The following is a 17,995-nucleotide window of genomic DNA, read 5'->3' on the forward strand; positions in this document are numbered from 1 at the left end:
GACCGAACCCTACTGGCGGATGGCTCCAGCAGCAAGCGCGATTTGTTCCGCCGCCACTTCCATGTCATCAACTGTATTGAACCGAGAAATGAACATCCGAATACTGCACGAGGCCTCCTCAGCGCTCAGCCCGATAGCTGTAAGTACATGAGAGGGAGCAATATTTCCGCTTGAGCAAGCGGATCCTTCGGCCACTAGAACCCGTTCGCCAAGACGCATTATAAGTTCCATAGCATCCACATTCAGTACTCTGATGTTCAAAGAGCCTGGTAACCGTTCGGTTCGATCGCCGTTGATCATAAACCTAACTTGCCTGCGCCTTAGACCCTCCAGAAGATGTTCCCTAAGTTTCTCGGTGCGCGAAGCGTCCTTTTCCATGGACGCGATTCTAGATGCAGCGGCTGCGCCAAAGCCGACGATTAGCGGTACCGGCAGGGTACCAGGTCTCAAGCCGCTTTCTTGACTACCTCCAAAGAAAAGGGGGCGGGGTTTGAAAGGTGCGGCTGACGAGACGAACAGGGCGCCAACACCCGGCGGCCCATACATCTTATGCGAGGATATACTCGCGAAATCCACGTCAGGGAACGAAGTCGGTATCTTGCCAACCGACTGTGCGGCGTCGACATGTATCATCGCTCCAGAGTTTCGGCAGATCGATAAGACGTCCGCTAACGGTTGAATTGTGCCAATTTCGTTGTTCGCGGCCATGACTGAAGCTAGCAGCGTTCGCTCATCCACCATTTCCGCGAACATTTCGACACTCAGCCTGCCGTTGCGGTCGACAGGGGCGATTCTTATTTCCCAGCCCCGCCTTCCAAGTTCTGAAGCCACGGCTAGCACGCTCTTATGCTCGATTGCGGATACAACAATGTTTCGACGCTCGCTATCATTCGGCGCGAACAACCCGGCAATCCCAAGCAGAGCGAGGTTGTTGGCTTCGGTTGCGCCAGAGGTAAAGACAATTTCTGATGGCGCAACATCGACCAGTTGTGCGATCTGTGATCGGGCTTTCTCGACCGCGGCCGCAGCGCGTTGACCAAGCACATGGGGAGAATTTGCGTTGGCAGCGAACGACGACCACCAAGGTGACATCGCTTCTGAAGCCTCAGGAGCCAGCGGTGTCGTAGCATGGCCATCAAGATAGACCGACCGGTTGGCTGTTTCCTCTGTCATCGTGCTTGGATCTCTTTAGATGGTAGCGCCGATCCCGGCCTCGAGAGCCTTTCCGGCGAGCTGCTGAGACGATGGTAGACAGCCCCTAGACTTTGATCAATTCAATAACCCTGCGGGCAGGAGCATCGAATGCAGCTGCACCAAGATCCGCATTTCTTGGATAAGATCGCGGACCATCCTCTTCATCACGAACTTTAATCATCCGCTTCCCAGTGTCTCCGACTTTTGATGAAGAACGCTGTTAGTGCGAACGATCCGCTCGATATTCGACTAGATGGTCGGTTTTGCGTTTTAACACAAGCGCGTTTGAGATCAGAGGAAGCGGGTTCGGCCGTCTTTTGCTTAGCGCTAGAGCCAGGTAGACCGACCTGCCCGTGACGCTGCAGCGATCTGCACGGTCCGCTGAGGGACATGTTCATCTGGCTGCCGAAGCTGATGAGCTTCGACGAAGAAACTACTGCTAGTAGGCATCTATTTGATTCGCTTTGAAGTAAATATAGCGTGTTCCCGGAGTGTTCCCTTTTTCTCCCGGGCCCCTTGCTTGGAAACATCGAGTATGACATAGAGGAACTGTCTTCATCTCTGTGAAGACTTAAGCGGCCCCCGCCGGTGTTGGAACCACCAGACGAGGGCCTGACCCGCAACCTTGGTTAGAAGGAATTGGGCTATGAGTACATCTACTCTCTCCCCCGCTTCATGGAAAGTTCGGCGCTTCGGCTTTGAACAGCTGAGTGCATCGGCAGCCTGCCTGTTGCTGCACGCTCGCCCGCAGGCATCCGCCTGATCCTCCACATCCCTGGTTTGATTGCTGACTGACGCGCCGTCCTGAGCGCTTCGCATCGTCCCGGCATCCGCGATGGCAGCCTGGGCGCTGCCTGTGCTCTGCATGTTGGTCACACCGCCGCCTTGTCCATTCGTCAGGCGGGTCCAGCAGCGTGCGTCCGCGGCAATGACCAGGGCATGGCCAACCATTTCCAGAAAGGCTATCCCATGACATCCATAATCGACCAGCGCACCGCAGCCGTTATCGAGCTCACCTCGGTGCCGACAAGACGCAAACGCGGGCGACCGTCGAAGGCGTCGATTGCAGCCGCCGCAGAAGCCATCCTGCCGCCGAACCAGGCGGTCCCTAGCAATTTGTCCTCCCGGTCTCGTCCCGCCTCTCATCCTACAGTGCCCGATCTGTCCGGTGAGCATGCTCTGTTTGATGGGCTCATCGAGGATGCAATGACGGCAATCGAAAAGGGTCCGTCCGTTCCGGACCAGGTCCTGGGACGCTATGCTCCGCTGGCGTCACTGCTCCGCTCCGTCAGCTTCCATGAGGGCAGGTTGCTGGAGAGGGGGCTGGCTGTGGTTGCGGCCCTGCATCCCGATCTTCAGGTACTGGGCAAGCCCCTGAAGCTGCCACTGGTGGAGGCAGCCGTGCAGGCGATCTCGACGAATAGGTGGGAGGTTCTCGACGGTGTCTGCTTCGACGCCGATGCCGGGACTAAGGGAACGTACCGTCCCGACCTGGTCATCGTGAACAGGAAGACACGCAAGGCATTTGTCATCGACCTGAAGCGGTCGCTGGCGGCCTACGGCGATTCCACGCTTGCCGATCTGACGAGCCGCATGATGGCGACAGGCCTGGTGCTGCCTGACTTTCTCTACAAGCGACACAAGCGCCTCAGCATCACCAGTGTTGACATCGCGGTGATCGACGGAGCAAGTCGCAAGAGCGACCATACCCAAGGCATCTGGAAGCTTGGCGAGCTTGACGATCTCCTCGGGCTTCCCGGCGCGGCCGCGGCCATGGAGCACCTGCGCTCGACATTCGGCGAGAGGGTGAGGGCATTGATCGAAAGCCAAGCGCTAGGAGCCCTTGGCCTGCAACAGCCATCGCCGACCGCGTCCAGCACTGCGCCCACCCGTTCGCGCAAGCATGATGGTCCGCAGGTGGAAAAGGCGGGTAGGGCCGAGGCTGGCCGGAGCAGCGATGAGACGCCCGTTGCCTGCATCGTGGTCGGTTTTGCACGTTCCGCCTCCGGTTCCGGCTGATCGCCGATTGGTGCCCGGCGGTCTTCGATCCCGATCGGGGCCGCGGAAACCTCGAGCGCAACTCACCAAGTTCAAATCCAGTGCGACGTGGAGCCTGTGGCTCTGCGAATGGAGTAACACATGCCAAATCCCGCCAAACCAGCGGTTCCACCGCCCGACACGGGCGACGATACACTCACTCATCGCGAACGTTCCGGCACATCGGCCGAGCGGATAGCAAATCACCTCATGAGACGCATTCGCCACGAGCAATTGTGGAAAAGGGTCGAGGTGGCTCGGTCCCTTGAACTGCTGGTGCCAATCCGGGTCAGCATCAACGGCTACAGCCTGCGTCGCTATATTGTCGCCCGAGATCATGGGCTGTCCGGCAAGCCGATTGCCGACCTCGCCGTACTGCGGCGGATGTTCCTCAGCGGACGCCGTGCAGTCGGGCAGGAACAGGAAATTCCCGGGGAAGGACTGACCCCTGCTGGCGAAGCGGAGGCGCTGGCCGCTGAGGGATGCGGACATATCGAATGGCCGTATCTGCTGGCGCTGCTGAACGGTCTCCCGAGCGTCGACGAAACCGCCAACCTGGTGGTCGTGCGGCTGTTGAGCCGGGCGCTTGCCGAATGCGGGCTTCCAAAGTCATCGATGCTGTCCCGGCTCAGCCAGCCCGGCAGCCTCATTCTCATCCGCTCCGAAGTGGAGGGATTTGCCGAGAGGCTGGTGGAATTGCTGAAGGCTGGCGTGCTCTTCGACCGCAGGACGAGGATCGAACGCCAGGGCAGCCCCGCGTCCACCGGTCGTAACATGGGGATCAGGCCGGACCGGACGATCCGGCTGATCAATGACGAGGATCTTGGCGACACGGAGCACCGCGAACTGGAGCAGCAGGCGGCAGAGGCGCTTTCAAGGGGCAGCCAGGTCCTGGTTCTTCATGGAGCGGGCATCATCGTTCCACCCGCGCTGCTTGCAGCGGCAGACCTGGAACTGACCATCCGCCCGATCGACTTGCATGTGATCCAACCTCTCCTGGACAGGCTCCATGACGGCAAAGGCGGGGAGGCGTCCTTACTCACTCCCGCAGAACTGTCCCTTCGTCGCCTCGACCATCTGGTCCTTGCCCTGCGACCATCCCGCAGTCGTGAAGATGCCGTGCGTCTCCTCGGCGAACTGGCCAATATCGAGCTGGCGTCACGAGGCGAAGGCGACGGCGGATCGTCTGGGCAGTCTGGGGCTCGCCTGGGCTCACGGAGGGGAGGGCGCAGCACGTCCACGGAGAAGTCGACAGGCTCGCGCCTCATCCAGCCCGAGGCCCTCGCCGATGCCTGCACCACCAACTCCTCCTCTTCCGACGACCCGGTTTCCCCACCAGCCAAGCCTCCCCGCCTTCCGCTGACCGTGGAAACCCTGAGCGGCTACGGCGAAGCCAGGTCCTGGGCCCTCGACCTCAGGAGCGACCTCAAGCTCTGGAGGGACGGGGCGATCGAGTGGGAGGAGATGAGCACGCGGCTGCTTCTGTCCGGGCCACCTGGGACTGGCAAGACCACCTTCGCGCGGGCCTTGTGCAACAGCCTGCAACTGCCCATGCTGGCAACGTCCGTCGCGACATGGCTGCAGCCGAGTTACCTCGGCGATGTCCTGAAGCGCATGTCCAGGGCTTTCGAGGAAGCACAACGGAACGCACCCTCGATCCTGTTCATCGATGAATGTGATGCGATCGGCAGCCGACAGGACAATGCAAGAGATCACGCCGACTACTGGAATACGGTCATCGCCCGGCTGCTGGAGCTGCTGGATGGCGCTGCCAGGACCAGCGGCGTCATCATCGTCGGCGCGACGAACAGGCCTGAGTTCATCGACAGGGCCCTGACGCGCTCCGGCCGCCTGGAGAAGCATGTCGTCATCCCGAAACCCGATGTCGATGCGCTCTGCGGCATCCTTGCCCACCATGTCGGCCGCGACCTCGTCTCTGTCCTGGAAACCGCGCCTACGGCATGGGCGGGGCAGGAGAATGGGGAGGCCGCCCGATGAGCAGCGAACGGGCTCCAGCCACCATGATTGCGGATGACCAGAGCGGTCCCTTGCGGCGGCTTGCGCTCCTGTCGGCCGGTCGCACCGGAGCCGACATCGAGCGACTGGTTCGCGAGGCCCGCCAGCGGGCGCGTCGCCAGCGCCGGTCAATGACATGGGATGATCTTGAGCGGGCTATCCGCGAACGGCAGCCCCGTCTCCCGAGCGATCTCCGCTGGCGCGTCGCTGTCCATGAGTGCGGCCATTGCATTGCCAGCATGCGCCTCAAGTTGGGGCAGGTCCGGCAGCTCTCCATCGAGGCCTCCGAGACTGCCCTTGGCTTTCTCGCCGCCGAGGCGGAAATCCGGATCCTGACAGAAGCCCAGGCCCTCGACATCTTGTGCCTGCATCTGGCCGGACGGGCCGCCGAAGAGATGATCCTCGGCAGCGTATCCCTGGGCTCGGGGGGATATGCCGGAAGTGACCTTGCGAACGCCACCGATCTTGCTCTTGCGGTCGAGACCAGGGTCGGTTGCGGCTCCGCCTGGCCGCTCCTTTATCGCGACGCGACCATCATCCCAGCGCTGATGTTCGTGGAGCCCGGCCTCGCTGATCGTGTCAGCGCCAGGCTTGACGAAGCCTTCGACAGGGCTCGGCGTCTCGTTGCCGAGCACAGGGACGACCTGTTGGCGCTGGCCAATGCGCTTGTCGAAAGAGACACGCTGGAAGGACCCGAGATTGCCGCGCTGATGGCCACCCCGTCGTCTGCTGGCCCTTCGTTATAGCGGCACAATCCCGACGCCGGGGCCTTCGCAGCCCAAGGCACCATTCCCAACACAACCATGCTGCCGGTCGGCAGCCAAACCTGAAGGAGAAGAAGATGATCATATATGGTGACGGTCAGCGCGAGATTCGCCAACTGGAGCGGATGATAGAGAAGCTGCAGGCGCTGCTCGACGACCTGGTAGCCATCGGGGAGGGGGATCTGCCAGGCCAGGACCGCCTCGAGGATGCACCCCTCATCGACAACTGGCACCTGTCAACACGGGAAATCGTCTGCCTGCGCGGCGAGATCTCCGGTCATCCGCGGCTGGGATACGCCCCACACGGAATAACCTCCGATCTCTGGCTGCTTGCACCGCAACGCGGCTTTGCTCGGACGATCTCACGCTACTATCGGTTGGGTTCACGAACGGAAGGGTTCGACGGCTAGGGCCGCAGGCGGTCCTGGCTGGGCACCGAGGGTTCCACGGAGTTCGGCATCAAATCATGATGATGTGCAGGCAAAGCAATCTGCCTTGCGGCAAATCCCCTGCACGTCATCCTGATTTGAGATGATTTGTGGTTCTGCGATTCAAACATGCTGGCAAGCGATTCAAGGATCGAGATCGGCGTTACAGAACTAGATATCCCCGATTCTGGGACAAACGACGTTTGCGCCGCCTGACTGTAATGGCCGATAGCGTTGCGCAGGGGCTGCTCGTCCTGAGCCGCTTCCCCATCCGGGCGTCGTGATTGTTGCGAGAGAGGAACCGCGTGATGCCCACAGGCTGCCAGTGAAATTGGATCGAGTTGAAATGCCTTGCCTGCACCTCAGGTCGATTGGCGATGATTTGCGGAAATCCGATTCATCTCCCTGAAAGAGCGATTCCGATATCCAGATCAATGTTGCAGATGTCGAGAAATGCGATTCACATTCAAACGACGTTTGCGGAAGAGAGGATAGGGAGCGGGCAGGTGGCAAAACGGGGCGACAAACAGGGTGACAAGCGCCTGGCGGAACAGCGCGAGCGTCAGCAGCTTTATCGCAAGCGGATCAAGACCGAGCGGCGGCCCTCACGGGACGACATCGCCCGGGTGCTGCTGCACGTGGTCATCACTAGGAGCGCTGCCAGGGACAAGCTCGATGAGCTGGAGAAGTTCGGCGACCTGATCGTCGACAGGCTCGTGGAGCAGGGCTTCGACAAGCGTGTTTCCTATGACGCCTTCGATCAGCTGGTCGACAAGTACGTCAAGCAGGGCTGGGAGTTCAGGAGGAAAACGCATATCGGGCGTGACGTCCCGAACGACGCCGATGACCAGGAATGATGCCAACGCTCTTGATGGAGAAATTTCTAGGTTCGGATCGGACGCCAGAGCTCCGGTTCTGTCGGCATCGATCAATTGGACTGCAACCGCCCGGAGCTGGCGTCAAGGGTGCTGTATTGCACAAACGTCGTTTTGTTGATTCATTGTATTCCCCCCGTTACTTCCTGAAACGGCGTTTACGACTGAATCACAAATCGCGGACCGCGAACAATCACTAGGATGCCGGCATGACGATACGGGAGAGACGGCTGACGGCAACCGACCGCATTCGGCTCGTTCTGGCGGACGAGATCGTACTGGGGTCCATCGGCCCGGGTGTCGCGCTGGACGAGGTCTCGCTTGCCGAGCGCTTCAAGGTATCCCGAACACCGGTGCGCGAAGCTATCCGGCAGCTGGAGGCGATCGGATTTGTCGAAGCCAGGCCTCATCGCGGTGCAGTCGTCCCCCACTTCACGAAAGAGAAGATCGACGAGATGTTCGTCGTCATGGCTGATCTGGAGGCGCTTTGTGCCCGAAATGCTGCAGTCGCCATTGAGCCGGCAACGAAGCAGCAGTTGATGGACGCACACCTGGCTTGCAAGCAGGCTGCCCTGGACGGCGACATAGATGAGTACTACCGGAGAAATATCGCGTTTCACGAGGTCATCTACATCGCAAGCGGCAACGGTTTCCTGGCGGAAATCACGCTGAACGTGCGCAACCGCGTTGCACCCTTTCGCAAGGCGCAATTCCAGAGTTTCAACCGTCTGATGAACTCCGTCGCGGAACACGAGACGATCGTGAACCATATTCTTTCGGGTGAGGCCGATGCTGCGGCTGAAGCGATGACGCAGCATCTGCGGGTCGTGAGAGATTCGGTGGGGACGGTTGCCCCCACCCTGCGCTGATCCGCGTCAGGCGGCGGCCTCGACGCTCCGGCGGAAAGCACGCCAGCCGCCAAACCGGCTGATGTCCTCGGCCTCCCGGACGGCGATCTCCTCGACGAGGAAGCCCTTCGCAGCCGCCCCGCCACGCAGCTTGACCGTACCGATACCGAGCGGTGATGGAATGCGCGATACGAACAGACCGAAGGCTTTCGGCGTCAATGCCCAGACTTCCACTTCGATGGCCGCGCCAGCTTGGCTCTCCACGCGAAGAAGCCCTGGTTTCCTGGGTGCAGTGCCCGGCAGTTCGAAAAGGCGATACTCCGATGTCGTGGCGTCGACGCGTACGAATTTTGCGTCGAGTTCCACCAGTTCCTTGTTCAGCGGCATGCCGCTCAGATGGGCCCCGACCACCACTAGGTCGATCAGGTCTTCATTCTCTTTTCTTTGCATCGTGCAATTCAAGTCCGCTTGAAAGAGCCCGCCGGTAAGCCCGGCGGGCAGGTTACCCGTCAGTTCTGAGCCGTCGCTTCGGAGGCCTTCAGGACGATATCATCGGTGAGTATCGTGGAGAGATCGACCGGGCCTGCCAGTGCCTTCTGCTCGCCCTCGCCTAGCTGAAGGTAGTCCATGTACACCTTCCAGGCTTCGGGCAGCATCGTGCCGTGGACCTTAACGCTCTCGGGCGCGGTATAGTAAGTCTGGACCAGCGACCAGAACTGCGGCGCGACAGGGTTGTCACCGAGGGAGGCGGCGGCGTACTTTGTCTTCAGGAGTTCGAATGCCTTGTCGGGGTTGTCCATGCCCCACTGACGGCCTTTCAGGGTTGCTCGTACGAACTTTACCAGAAGCTCCGGATCGCTGTCGTAGGTCTCGGCTCGAACCGACAGTGCGTCGCCGGGGAATGCTGCGATAGCTGCCGGAGTGATAGAGCGAGTTTCGATGCCCTGAGCCGGGATGAGCAGCAGATCTCGCTTGGCCCCGGCATAGGCTTGGATGCGGTCGGTTTCGAATGAACGGATGGTCGTGGGATCGCCTTCGCCGGCCACCACAAGCTTCACGTCCTCGTCTTCCTTCAGTCCGGTCTCGACGATCGAAGCACGGGTCATCGGAACTTCACCGCCAGCGAGATCCGAGAGGCCGATCGTTTTCCCCTTCATGTCAGCCATGCTTTTGATGTCGCTGTTTGCCGGCACCACGATGTCAAAGGTGTCAGGGTAGTACACCTGCATGATGGCCTTCAGCGGGAAGCCTCGTTGTACGGTCTGCATGGTGGCAGCCGAAGAGAAGATGCCCCAGTCGACGTTACCGGCAGCCAGCTGACGAGCAGCATCCGACGACCCCTTGGAATAGTTCAGGGTCACATCGAGGCCTTCCTCTTTGTAGTAGCCCATCTCCTGGGCCATGTAGATCGGGAACATCTGGGCAGTCGCGCCGCCCTGGGCGGTAACGCCGTTGAACTTCACCAGCTCTTGTGCCTGCGATGCGGCAGCCATCATGATGATCGCCGTTGCCGTGGCGTAGGCTGTAAAACGGGAAAGCATTCTCGTCGTGGCAGTCATGGGAGGTTCTCCTAGTTGTTGGTCTGTATGCTCGGGATCAAAGTTGCTTCCAGAAGACGATCTTTCCCTCCAGCCATTCGATCAGCTGGTAGACAAAGAGAGTGAAGAGCGAGAGCAGGATGATGAGCGAGAACACTCCGGCGATATCGAGCTGGAAGTTCATCGCGTAGATCAGGTAGCCGATACCGGCCGAAGCCCCGACGAATTCGCCGACGATCACGCCCAGCACGGCCAGCGTCCAGCAGAGCTTGACCCCGGCCATCATGATCGGCAGCGCGTTGGGCAGCAGCAGATAACGGAACGTCTTCCAGCGGCCGGCGGTGAGCGATTTCATCAGCTTGATCGCGTTCGGATCGACGGAGGAGAGACCGGTCAGCGTGTTGAGAAACATCGGGAAGAAGCTCATAACAACACCGATCGCGATCTTGGATGCCTGATCGAAGCCGAACCAGGTGACGAAGATCGGTGCAAGAACGATCTTTGGCGGAGCTTGGATGGCGACCAGGTAGGGATAGAGAGTGGCGCGGACGCTGGCGAACATCGCCACACTCACGCCGAGGAGAGCCCCGCCGCCAAGTCCGAGCGCGAAGGCCCAGAGTATTTCTTGAACGGTCACCCAAACGTTGGGCCAGAATGAACTGGAGCCCACAACACGAACCGTCGCTTCGATCGTATCTATCGGCGATGGAATGATCAGCGCGTGGACAAAGCCACCCTCTGTGGCGATCGTCCAGGCGATCAGCACGAAGATGCCGAAGCCTATCGCCATCGCGCGATTGGCAATCCGCTCGCGCTTCTGCTTGATTTGCTCGGAAGCAAGAAATCTTTGGATTGTGTCCGCGTGGACGTTCGCCGCAGGCTTCACCTCCGCCGTAGCGGATGCGGAAGAGATATTAAGCGAGGCCATGTTCATTTGTCTCGTTCCTTCTGGTCATCAGTGATCGACGCCGAGCATCCGGCGGATGTCGAACACCAATTCGGAATAGCGGGGGTCGCGCATCACCTCTGGCTTGCGCGGTCGGGGAAGGTCGACGTCCACGATGCCCTCCAGGCGGCCTGGGCGCGGCGTCATCACGAAAATGCGGTCGGAAAGAAAGACTGCTTCGCCGATGTTGTGGGTGACGAAGATCACAGTTTTGCTGGTCTTCTCCCAGATACGGAGCAGCTCGACATTCATCGTCTCGCGGGTGAATTCATCGAGTGCGCCAAACGGCTCGTCCATCAGGAGAACCTTCGGATCGTGGGCAAGAAGCCTTGCCAGCGCCACGCGTTGGCGCATTCCACCGGAAAGCTCTCCGGGATATCTGTCGCCGAAGCCGTTGAGCCCGACCATGTCGAGCAACCTGTCGGCTTCTTCCGCCTGTTGCTTGCGATCGAGGCCGAGGATGATGCCCGGCAGCTCCACGTTTTGCCGGATGGTTCGCCAGGGAAAGAGCACGGAGGTCTGGAACATCATCCCGATCTCGGCTCGGGGCCCGTCGTGCTCCTTGTCTGATAGCAGCAGCACGCCTTCCGTCTGATTTTCGAGCCCGCCGAGGATCGACAGCAGAGTTGACTTGCCGCATCCGCTTGGCCCGACCAGCGAAATGAACTCGCCTTCATTCACATCGAACGACACGTCAGACAGAGCCACCAGTGGTCCTGTCGCTGTGGCGTAGACTTTGCTGAGATGCGATCCCTCTATCAAACCGGCAGTCATGAACTTCTCCACATAAATTGCATGCAAAATAGAATGCAATGCGCGTGCCAGTTGGAAAGAAAGCTATGTAAGCAGTTAGTTAGCGGAAGGGACGTCAGGTGCCTGAAGACAAAAAATCCGCCTTCGGTCGTCCATCAAGCAGAATGAGCAAAACTTGAGCGTCGATAGGGGGGCGTCCTGCCGAGCCAATGCACCGCCGTCTGATTAAGTGCGAACGTCTGCTGTATTTGTCCTTGGTAGGGCATCAGATCATCTGAAGCTGAGCGCAGGGCGGGCTTCCAGTACCATTGGAGGCTTTGATTGGAACCTTGGCGGCCGCAATGCCGACACTGCTTGATGCCGCGTTTCGCGTGTAATCTGCACGCGGCTTGTGCGCCCAGCTGAACAGCTAACGCAGGGAAGAAGCATGCCGCTGTTATTCCTGAGAGCTTGGCAGCAGCTATGAAAACGTCTTCCAACGAAGACGGCGTGGAAATCAGGCTTTTCCCTTACGCGCCCATGGCGGGGCCTGCTTGTTTTCCACCCATGGGAGAAGCTGTAGCGGAGCGGGTTCGATAGTGGCGGTGATGACCGGGTATTTGGTCAACGCGCTGCGCATCAACGGGAGGCCTGCTGGATTGGTGTAGCGTGTATTTGTTTCGCTGCCCTCGCTCAGTCTTCCCGAAATATCGTCAATCACCTCTGTTGGTACGCCTGCTTGCTTCAGTGTATCCGCCATGCCGTGGCGAAGGGCATGCAGGGAGCGCTTCCACATGTTCTCCCCCAGTGCCTCCTGCATGATTGGGGTAAACGTGTCGTAGAAGCGGTCCCCAGGGTCATTCCTGGTCCTGTCGGAGAACAGGTCTGGGAACAACGCTTCGTAGCCAAGCTGCTTGATCGCCGCGTGATACTGGACGAATCCAAGCCGAACTAGCTCATCTGGGACGGGGAGGGTCCTGTGAGATTGCGCGTTTTTCAGCCGCCGCAACGCGTTCGTTCTCAGCTGGATGACAAGCCCGTGCTGATCTTGCTCCACGTCGTCAACGGCGAGACCGGCAAACTCGTTACGTCTCGCACCAAGATAGGTGAAAAGGATCGGGAGATAGTACAGGGCATCATGGAAGATGTGCCGGCCGGGCTTCTTTCTCCCACGCCTGCAATCCAGCGAGCCGGTGTAGATCGGACTCGCGAATATGGGTGCGATGTCCTGCGGCGACGGCTTGTACTGCTGCAATCGGATTAGCCCCGCTTTCGGCTTCTTCGGACGCAAACCGTCAAAAGACCAGTCAGCGACATCGAAACCGTGACCGCGCACATGCTTCAGGAAGTGTTGCAGGTTCCCGAAATGCTTGCGGATCGTTGCGGTGGAAAGACCAACCTTGGCCTTCGTTCCCGTGGCCTCGGCAGCCTTCCGCAACCGGTCGCCTTCCGCGCGTAGTTCGAGCGCCGACATGGCTCTCATTCGGCTGCTTCGGCCCCAGTCCGTCGGAATGTCGTTGAAGTGCTGACGCAGCCGGCCAATGTGATACTGCTCGATTTGCCCGGAATGCTCGACGCCATGTTCTGCAAGGACCGACTTGAACATCCGCACCAGCGCCATGGCGTCCCGCGCGGTCGCCGGCTCCCATTCCTTTCCCATGTTCGCGATCAGCTTTTCGCATTCCTGCTCAAACTCGGAAACTGCAACAACCCGCTGTTCGCCCTCCTGACGCTTGGATGCCGTCCCCGTGCTTCTGACGTCGGCACTGGGATTGTCCGTTCTGCTCCTCAATTTGAATTCGCTCAGGCTGCGATCCACTAGTTCGTGGCGGTCGTTGATATCCAGCAGGGCTGCTGCCCGACCTTCGAAGATTTTCGACATCGCCCGCTCGCGGTTGAGCGCGGTGTCCGGAATATCGAAGTTGTAGATCAGCCGTCGGATGCCGTCTTCGAAGCCCGTGCTACGCGCAATGGACAGTTCCGCGCGATAGTTCGCCCGGATAGCCTCGATATGGGAAACCGGAACTTCGTTCTTCAGGAGAAAGGCGAGGCCGGGACAGTTCTCTTCGAGGCTGAGGTCTGAACGGGTCCCGAACTTCGCGAGGAGCTGATATGCCCAGCCGACCTCAAGGTCGAGTTCCATCTCCATGACGTCGGCACCGCGCCCATTGCGCTTGGCCACGGTGCTGATGTCATCGAGCCTCTCCAGTTCCCTGTCCCGCTCGTGTTCGAAGAGTTTCTGGAGTTGCTGCTTGGACATCGTTTCCTGCGACCGCATTTTCAGTTCGGCCAGCCGCGTGTTGAGCTTGCGGCCGATGATCTGTGCCTTCCTATGATCAGAACAGTGAAGGGTCAGTGAAAGCCGGCTGCCTGGTGGGCATTGAATGAAGGCGGCTGGAATGCGTGGTCGCCAGTAAAAGATGTTTCCGCGGCGGATGAGATTCTCGACTTCGTGGCGGACAGCCATGACGAAGATACCCTGTGTCGGGCCCAAGGTGCTTGCCGCGCCAACTCCGGCTTGGGCATCACCTTTGGGCATCAGTTCTGGGCATCAGGTCGCCAATGATGCCAAAACGGGATCCGGCACGACTGGAAAAACAAGGAAATCAGGGCTTTTCGGGAGAATTGGCTGGGGAACCTGGATTCGAACCAGGACTAACGGAGTCAGAGTCCGTGGGTCTACCGTTAACCTATTCCCCAAGAATAGCGCGGCGGCATCCGTCGCTCGGTGTGGGCGGCTTATAGCCAAAGCGCGGGCGGATGCAAATACCCTTTTTGAAAAAGTTTGCGCCTCGGCCATGTGGGTGCTCAGGGTGGCGGATGTTCGAGAGCGAGTTAGGCGGTCGAAAAAGCGATTGGCGAAACCGCCGCTCGCTGTTATCTTCCGCTCAACGAAACAGATGGACGCCTGCTGCATGCCATGATGGCGTTGCGCGGCGAGATGGATAGAAGTGATGGACCCCGAGGGCGGCGGAAAGCCGCAGCAGGGCGGGGCATCGGCTGAAGGGCGGGGCGACGCAAAGACCCGCCGCCGCAGGGCGAAGCGGAACGGCAAACGCCGTCACGCGGCGCCCAGCATGCATGGCGGACTAGCACAGGATGCTGGTCAGGGCCATGTCGAGCCGAGCAACGCCGAAAGTCCCAAACGCAAGCGAAAGCGGCGGCGTGTGCGATCGGCCTCGACTGCCGAAGCCATGACGCAGGCAACGGCCGGCACATCTGCGTCCCGGCGCGAAAGCACCGATGTCGGAACCCGCGGGGACCGCGACCGGACACGCAAGCGCCGCAAGAAGAACCCTCATGGGCGCGAGTTGCAGGGTCGGCCGCTTGCCCAGCCGCGCCATGCGCCTGCCTATGCGCCCGAGAAGGCCGTCACGGCGTCTGCGTACCCTCAGACGCCGCAGGTGGCCGCGGAGCCAAGCCGGCCGTCCTTCAGGGATGACTACTACGCAGCGCTCGACCTCGGCACGAACAACTGCCGCCTTCTGGTCGCCCAGCCGACACGGCCGGGTCAGTTCCGGGTCGTCGATGCCTTCTCGAGGATCGTCAGGCTCGGTGAAGGCTTGGCCGCGAACCGTAGGCTTTCCAACGAGGCAATGGACCGGGCCGTCGAGGCGCTGAAGGTCTGCGCCGCAAAGCTCTCAAGCCGGCCCATCCGCAAGATGCGCCTCATCGCCACCGAAGCGTGCCGGGCAGCCGAGAATGGGGAAGAGTTCCTCGATCGCGTGGTGCGCGAAACCAGCCTAACGCTCGAGATCATCGATCGCGAAACCGAGGCCCGCCTTGCGGTCTCCGGCTGCTCCTCGCTGGTCGGACGGGAGGCCCGTTCGGTGGTGCTGTTCGACATCGGCGGTGGCTCCTCGGAGATCGCGGTCATCCGGATCGGTGATAGCCGCTCCAACAGGCTTGCCAACCATATTACCCACTGGACGTCGCTTCCTGTGGGTGTCGTGACCCTGTCGGAACGCCACGGCGGACGCGACGTGACGCCGGATGTCTTTGCCGGCATGGTCGCAGAGGTGGAGGACATGCTGGCCCGCTTCGAAGCGCCGCCGGTGACGGGCCTCCACCGGCACGATGCCGAAGGCTTCCATTTGATTGGAACCTCGGGCACGGTGACAACGCTTGCAGGCGTTCATCTCGACCTGCCGCGCTACGATCGCCGCAAGGTCGACGGGCTGTGGCTTTCCGATGCGGAGGTTTCGGCGATGCAGGCGAAGCTCTTGTCGTGGGATTTCGCCGGCCGCGCCGCCAATCCCTGCATCGGGCCGGACAGGGCAGACCTGGTGCTCGCCGGATGCGCCATTCTGGAGGCGATCCGCAGGCGCTGGCCAAGCCCGCGTATGCGTGTTGCGGATCGTGGGCTGCGCGAAGGGATTCTGACCGACATGATGGCGGATGACGGGGCTTGGCGCCGCAGCCGCCCGCGCCGTGACATGGAGTGGCAGGGAGAGGGGAAGCGTCGATGACGAAACCACCGGTCGCGGGCAACCGGACGGGCCGCAAGCTCGGCCAGAAGGTCAAGAAGGGCAAGCTGAAGGCGTCTTCGCGGCGCTGGATCGAGCGGCATATCAACGATCCCTATGTGCAGAGAGCAAAGCTTGAGGGTTACCGTGCCCGGGCGGCCTTCAAACTTCTTGAAATCGACGAGAAGCACCAGATCCTCAAGGGTGCTCGGCGGATCATCGATCTTGGCGCCGCCCCGGGGAGTTGGTCCCAGATCGCCGCCAAGGTGACGGGATCGACGGATGAGGACATCCGGGTGGCGGCGATCGACTTTCTCGAAATGGCGCCGCTGCCAGGTGTGAAGATCCTGCAGCTTGACTTCCTCGACCCCTCGGCCCCGCAACAACTGACCGAGGCGATCGGTGGAGCGCCGGACCTCGTGATTTCCGACATGGCCGCACCCACCACGGGTCACCAGAAGACGGATCACCTGAGGACGATGCATCTTTGCGAGGTGGCCGCCTACTTCGCGGTCGATGTCCTGAAGGACGGAGGACACTTTCTGGCGAAGACCTTTCAGGGCGGTACCGAACGCGACCTTCTCAACATGCTCAAGCAGAACTTCCGGCAGGTGATCCACATCAAGCCAGGCGCCTCGCGTTCGGAATCGGTCGAGATGTTCCTCCTGGCCAAGCACTTCAAGGGGCGCAAGGCGGAGGTGGAGCCGGACGAGGCGGAAGCCTGATCACTCGGCCGCTTCGGCTTCGGCGATGGCCTTTCGTCCATGTCCGGATACGGCGGCGCCAGCCTCCCGTTTCAGGCCGAGGAGGGGAAGAACGGCAAACACCGATACGCCGGCAACGACGAAGAATGCCAGGTGGAAGTCTGCGAGTTGCAGGTGCTCGCCCGACAGAAGGGCGGACAATTCGAGGATGAAGGCGGCGAACGCCACGCCGAGCGCGAGGCTTACCTGCTGGAGTACCGAGGCGATTGATGTGGCCTGGCTCGCCTGGGAATTGTCGATCTCCGAATAACTGAGCGCGTTGCCGCCGGTGAAGAAGAAGGAGCGGCAGAGCCCGGAGAGGACCAGGAACGAAATGATCAGCGCGTGCGAGGTTTCCGGGGTGAAGAAGCCGTTGACGGCGGTCGTCAGCGCGCCGAAGAGGCCGGCGGTTATCAGCGTCGCCTTGAAGCCGGTCGCGGCGAACACCCGCCTGGCGACGAACTTGACAGTCAACGCTCCGATCGCTCCAGCAAAGGTGATCATGCCGGACTGGAACGGGTTGAGCCCAAATCCGAGCTGAAGCATCAGCGGCATCAGGAAGGGGATGGCTCCGGTGGAAATCCGGAAGATGGTTCCGCTGAGCGTCGCAGCCCGGAACGCCTCGTTCCTTAAGATCGCGAGATTCAGGATCGGGGTGGGGTGGCGCCGTGCGTGACGCACATAGCCTATGCCGCAGGCAATGCCGATGAGGGTCGCGGCAATGCCGAAGACCGGCGGCAAGGCGGGAAGGCTGACGACGGAAAGGCCGAAGACCGTCCCTGCGGCGGCCATCGATGCCAGCAGGAAGCCGAACCAATCGATCGGTGGCGGCCGGACGGCTTCCACATTCGGCAGGTATATGCCCGACAGCCATATGCCCGCGAGGCCGATCGGCACGTTGATGATGAAGATCCACTGCCAGGCAAAGTAGGTGGTGATGAAGCCGCCAACCGGCGGTCCGGTCAGCGGCCCGATCAGCGCCGGGATGGTAAGGAGCGCCATTGCCGAGACCAGTTCCCGGCGGTCGGTCGTCCTCAACAGCAGGAGCCGTCCGACAGGCGTCATCATCGCGCCGCCCATGCCCTGCAGAAAGCGCGACAGGACGAACTGCAGCAACGTTCCGGAAACGGCACAGCAGATCGAGCCGATGATGAATACCACCAGCGCCAGCCGGAAGACCTTCTTGGCGCCGAAGCGGTCTGCCATCCACCCGCTGATCGGGATGAATATCGCCAGTGCCACCATGTAGGATGTGAGCGCAAGCTTCAGCGTGATCGGCCCGACTGCGAGGTCGGCGGCGATCGTCGGAAGCGCCGTCGCTATCACGGTCGAATCCATCTGCTCCATGAACAGTGCGACGGCGAGGATGAGAGGGACGATACGATTCATGACCTCGGTCGTGCGGGCA

Annotated in this window: 15 protein-coding genes and 1 tRNA gene; 8 read left to right on the plus strand and 8 right to left on the minus strand. The window is 60.6% G+C overall.

Features of this window, described 5'->3' with window-relative positions; translation table 11 throughout:
* Positions 1-9: 9 nt before the first annotated feature.
* Positions 10-1,173, minus strand: coding sequence for a cysteine desulfurase family protein (locus NT26_RS01770; RefSeq protein ID WP_052637087.1), 1,164 nt, complete (start codon positions 1,171-1,173; stop codon positions 10-12).
* 990 nt (positions 1,174-2,163) lie between these two features.
* On the opposite strand from NT26_RS01770, the gene NT26_RS01780 reads away from it, so the two are divergent.
* From NT26_RS01780 to NT26_RS01805, 6 genes are all read left to right on the plus strand, one after another.
* A complete protein-coding gene (locus tag NT26_RS01780; RefSeq protein ID WP_052637089.1) occupies positions 2,164-3,213 on the plus strand; it encodes a hypothetical protein in 1,050 nt (349 codons plus the stop codon).
* A gap of 228 nt (positions 3,214-3,441) precedes the next feature.
* Positions 3,442-5,229 (plus strand): AAA family ATPase, encoded by a 1,788-nt coding sequence (locus NT26_RS01785; protein ID WP_162197771.1) that lies wholly within the window; start codon positions 3,442-3,444, stop codon positions 5,227-5,229.
* On the plus strand, positions 5,226-5,993 hold the full coding sequence (locus NT26_RS01790; RefSeq protein ID WP_052637091.1) for an ATP-dependent metallopeptidase FtsH/Yme1/Tma family protein: 768 nt from the start codon (positions 5,226-5,228) through the stop codon (positions 5,991-5,993). Before NT26_RS01785 ends, NT26_RS01790 begins: the two co-directional genes overlap by 4 nt.
* A gap of 95 nt (positions 5,994-6,088) precedes the next feature.
* Positions 6,089-6,421, plus strand: coding sequence for a DUF6634 family protein (locus tag NT26_RS01795; protein WP_052637092.1), 333 nt, complete (start codon positions 6,089-6,091; stop codon positions 6,419-6,421).
* Positions 6,422-6,945: 524 nt separating this feature from the next.
* Positions 6,946-7,296 carry a hypothetical protein gene (locus tag NT26_RS01800; protein WP_065814566.1) on the plus strand — a complete coding sequence of 117 codons (351 nt, stop codon included), beginning with the start codon at positions 6,946-6,948 and terminating at the stop codon, positions 7,294-7,296.
* A 227-nt stretch (positions 7,297-7,523) separates the two neighbouring features.
* Entirely contained in the window at positions 7,524-8,183 is a 660-nt protein-coding gene (locus tag NT26_RS01805; RefSeq protein WP_052637094.1) for a GntR family transcriptional regulator, read from the plus strand.
* A gap of 6 nt (positions 8,184-8,189) precedes the next feature.
* Here the strand turns inward: NT26_RS01805 and NT26_RS01810 are convergent, their stop codons facing one another.
* From NT26_RS01810 to NT26_RS01835, 6 genes are all read right to left on the minus strand, one after another.
* Positions 8,190-8,612, minus strand: coding sequence for an allophanate hydrolase-related protein (locus tag NT26_RS01810; RefSeq protein WP_052637095.1), 423 nt, complete (start codon positions 8,610-8,612; stop codon positions 8,190-8,192).
* A gap of 59 nt (positions 8,613-8,671) precedes the next feature.
* Positions 8,672-9,721 carry an ABC transporter substrate-binding protein gene (locus tag NT26_RS01815; protein WP_052637096.1) on the minus strand — a complete coding sequence of 350 codons (1,050 nt, stop codon included), beginning with the start codon at positions 9,719-9,721 and terminating at the stop codon, positions 8,672-8,674.
* A 37-nt stretch (positions 9,722-9,758) separates the two neighbouring features.
* The gene (locus NT26_RS01820; RefSeq protein WP_052637097.1) at positions 9,759-10,634 is read right to left on the minus strand and encodes an ABC transporter permease; all 876 of its coding nucleotides are present in this window, start codon (positions 10,632-10,634) and stop codon (positions 9,759-9,761) included.
* A gap of 21 nt (positions 10,635-10,655) precedes the next feature.
* Positions 10,656-11,420 (minus strand): ABC transporter ATP-binding protein, encoded by a 765-nt coding sequence (locus NT26_RS01825; protein WP_052637098.1) that lies wholly within the window; start codon positions 11,418-11,420, stop codon positions 10,656-10,658.
* Positions 11,421-11,895: 475 nt separating this feature from the next.
* Positions 11,896-13,845, minus strand: a complete 1,950-nt coding sequence (locus NT26_RS01830) for a tyrosine-type recombinase/integrase (protein ID WP_052641686.1) — start codon at positions 13,843-13,845, stop codon at positions 11,896-11,898.
* 159 nt (positions 13,846-14,004) lie between these two features.
* Positions 14,005-14,078 (minus strand) — tRNA-Gln (locus tag NT26_RS01835).
* Positions 14,079-14,332: 254 nt separating this feature from the next.
* Here NT26_RS01835 and NT26_RS01840 point away from each other — a divergent pair.
* Positions 14,333-15,847, plus strand: coding sequence for a Ppx/GppA phosphatase family protein (locus tag NT26_RS01840; protein WP_082077603.1), 1,515 nt, complete (start codon positions 14,333-14,335; stop codon positions 15,845-15,847).
* Complete coding sequence (locus NT26_RS01845; RefSeq protein ID WP_052637100.1) at positions 15,844-16,569, plus strand: RlmE family RNA methyltransferase; 726 nt, start codon at positions 15,844-15,846, stop codon at positions 16,567-16,569. Before NT26_RS01840 ends, NT26_RS01845 begins: the two co-directional genes overlap by 4 nt.
* On the opposite strand, the gene NT26_RS01850 is transcribed toward NT26_RS01845, so the two are convergent.
* Positions 16,570-17,976 (minus strand): MFS transporter, encoded by a 1,407-nt coding sequence (locus NT26_RS01850; protein WP_052641689.1) that lies wholly within the window; start codon positions 17,974-17,976, stop codon positions 16,570-16,572.
* Positions 17,977-17,995: the final 19 nt, after the last annotated feature.

This window comes from Pseudorhizobium banfieldiae (assembly GCF_000967425.1).
Taxonomy (GTDB): domain Bacteria; phylum Pseudomonadota; class Alphaproteobacteria; order Rhizobiales; family Rhizobiaceae; genus Neorhizobium; species Neorhizobium banfieldiae.

Coding starts and splice junctions, on each gene's coding strand:
- NT26_RS01785 (WP_162197771.1), top strand. CDS start 3,442: ATGAGACGCATTCGCCACGAGCAATTGTGGAAAAGGGTCGAGGTGGCT.
- NT26_RS01815 (WP_052637096.1), bottom strand. CDS start 9,721: ATGACTGCCACGACGAGAATGCTTTCCCGTTTTACAGCCTACGCCACG.
- NT26_RS01850 (WP_052641689.1), bottom strand. CDS start 17,976: ATGAATCGTATCGTCCCTCTCATCCTCGCCGTCGCACTGTTCATGGAG.
- NT26_RS01805 (WP_052637094.1), top strand. CDS start 7,524: ATGACGATACGGGAGAGACGGCTGACGGCAACCGACCGCATTCGGCTC.
- NT26_RS01810 (WP_052637095.1), bottom strand. CDS start 8,612: ATGCAAAGAAAAGAGAATGAAGACCTGATCGACCTAGTGGTGGTCGGG.
- NT26_RS01790 (WP_052637091.1), top strand. CDS start 5,226: ATGAGCAGCGAACGGGCTCCAGCCACCATGATTGCGGATGACCAGAGC.
- NT26_RS01840 (WP_082077603.1), top strand. CDS start 14,333: ATGGACCCCGAGGGCGGCGGAAAGCCGCAGCAGGGCGGGGCATCGGCT.
- NT26_RS01780 (WP_052637089.1), top strand. CDS start 2,164: ATGACATCCATAATCGACCAGCGCACCGCAGCCGTTATCGAGCTCACC.
- NT26_RS01825 (WP_052637098.1), bottom strand. CDS start 11,420: ATGACTGCCGGTTTGATAGAGGGATCGCATCTCAGCAAAGTCTACGCC.
- NT26_RS01845 (WP_052637100.1), top strand. CDS start 15,844: ATGACGAAACCACCGGTCGCGGGCAACCGGACGGGCCGCAAGCTCGGC.
- NT26_RS01820 (WP_052637097.1), bottom strand. CDS start 10,634: ATGAACATGGCCTCGCTTAATATCTCTTCCGCATCCGCTACGGCGGAG.
- NT26_RS01795 (WP_052637092.1), top strand. CDS start 6,089: ATGATCATATATGGTGACGGTCAGCGCGAGATTCGCCAACTGGAGCGG.
- NT26_RS01770 (WP_052637087.1), bottom strand. CDS start 1,173: ATGACAGAGGAAACAGCCAACCGGTCGGTCTATCTTGATGGCCATGCT.
- NT26_RS01830 (WP_052641686.1), bottom strand. CDS start 13,845: ATGGCTGTCCGCCACGAAGTCGAGAATCTCATCCGCCGCGGAAACATC.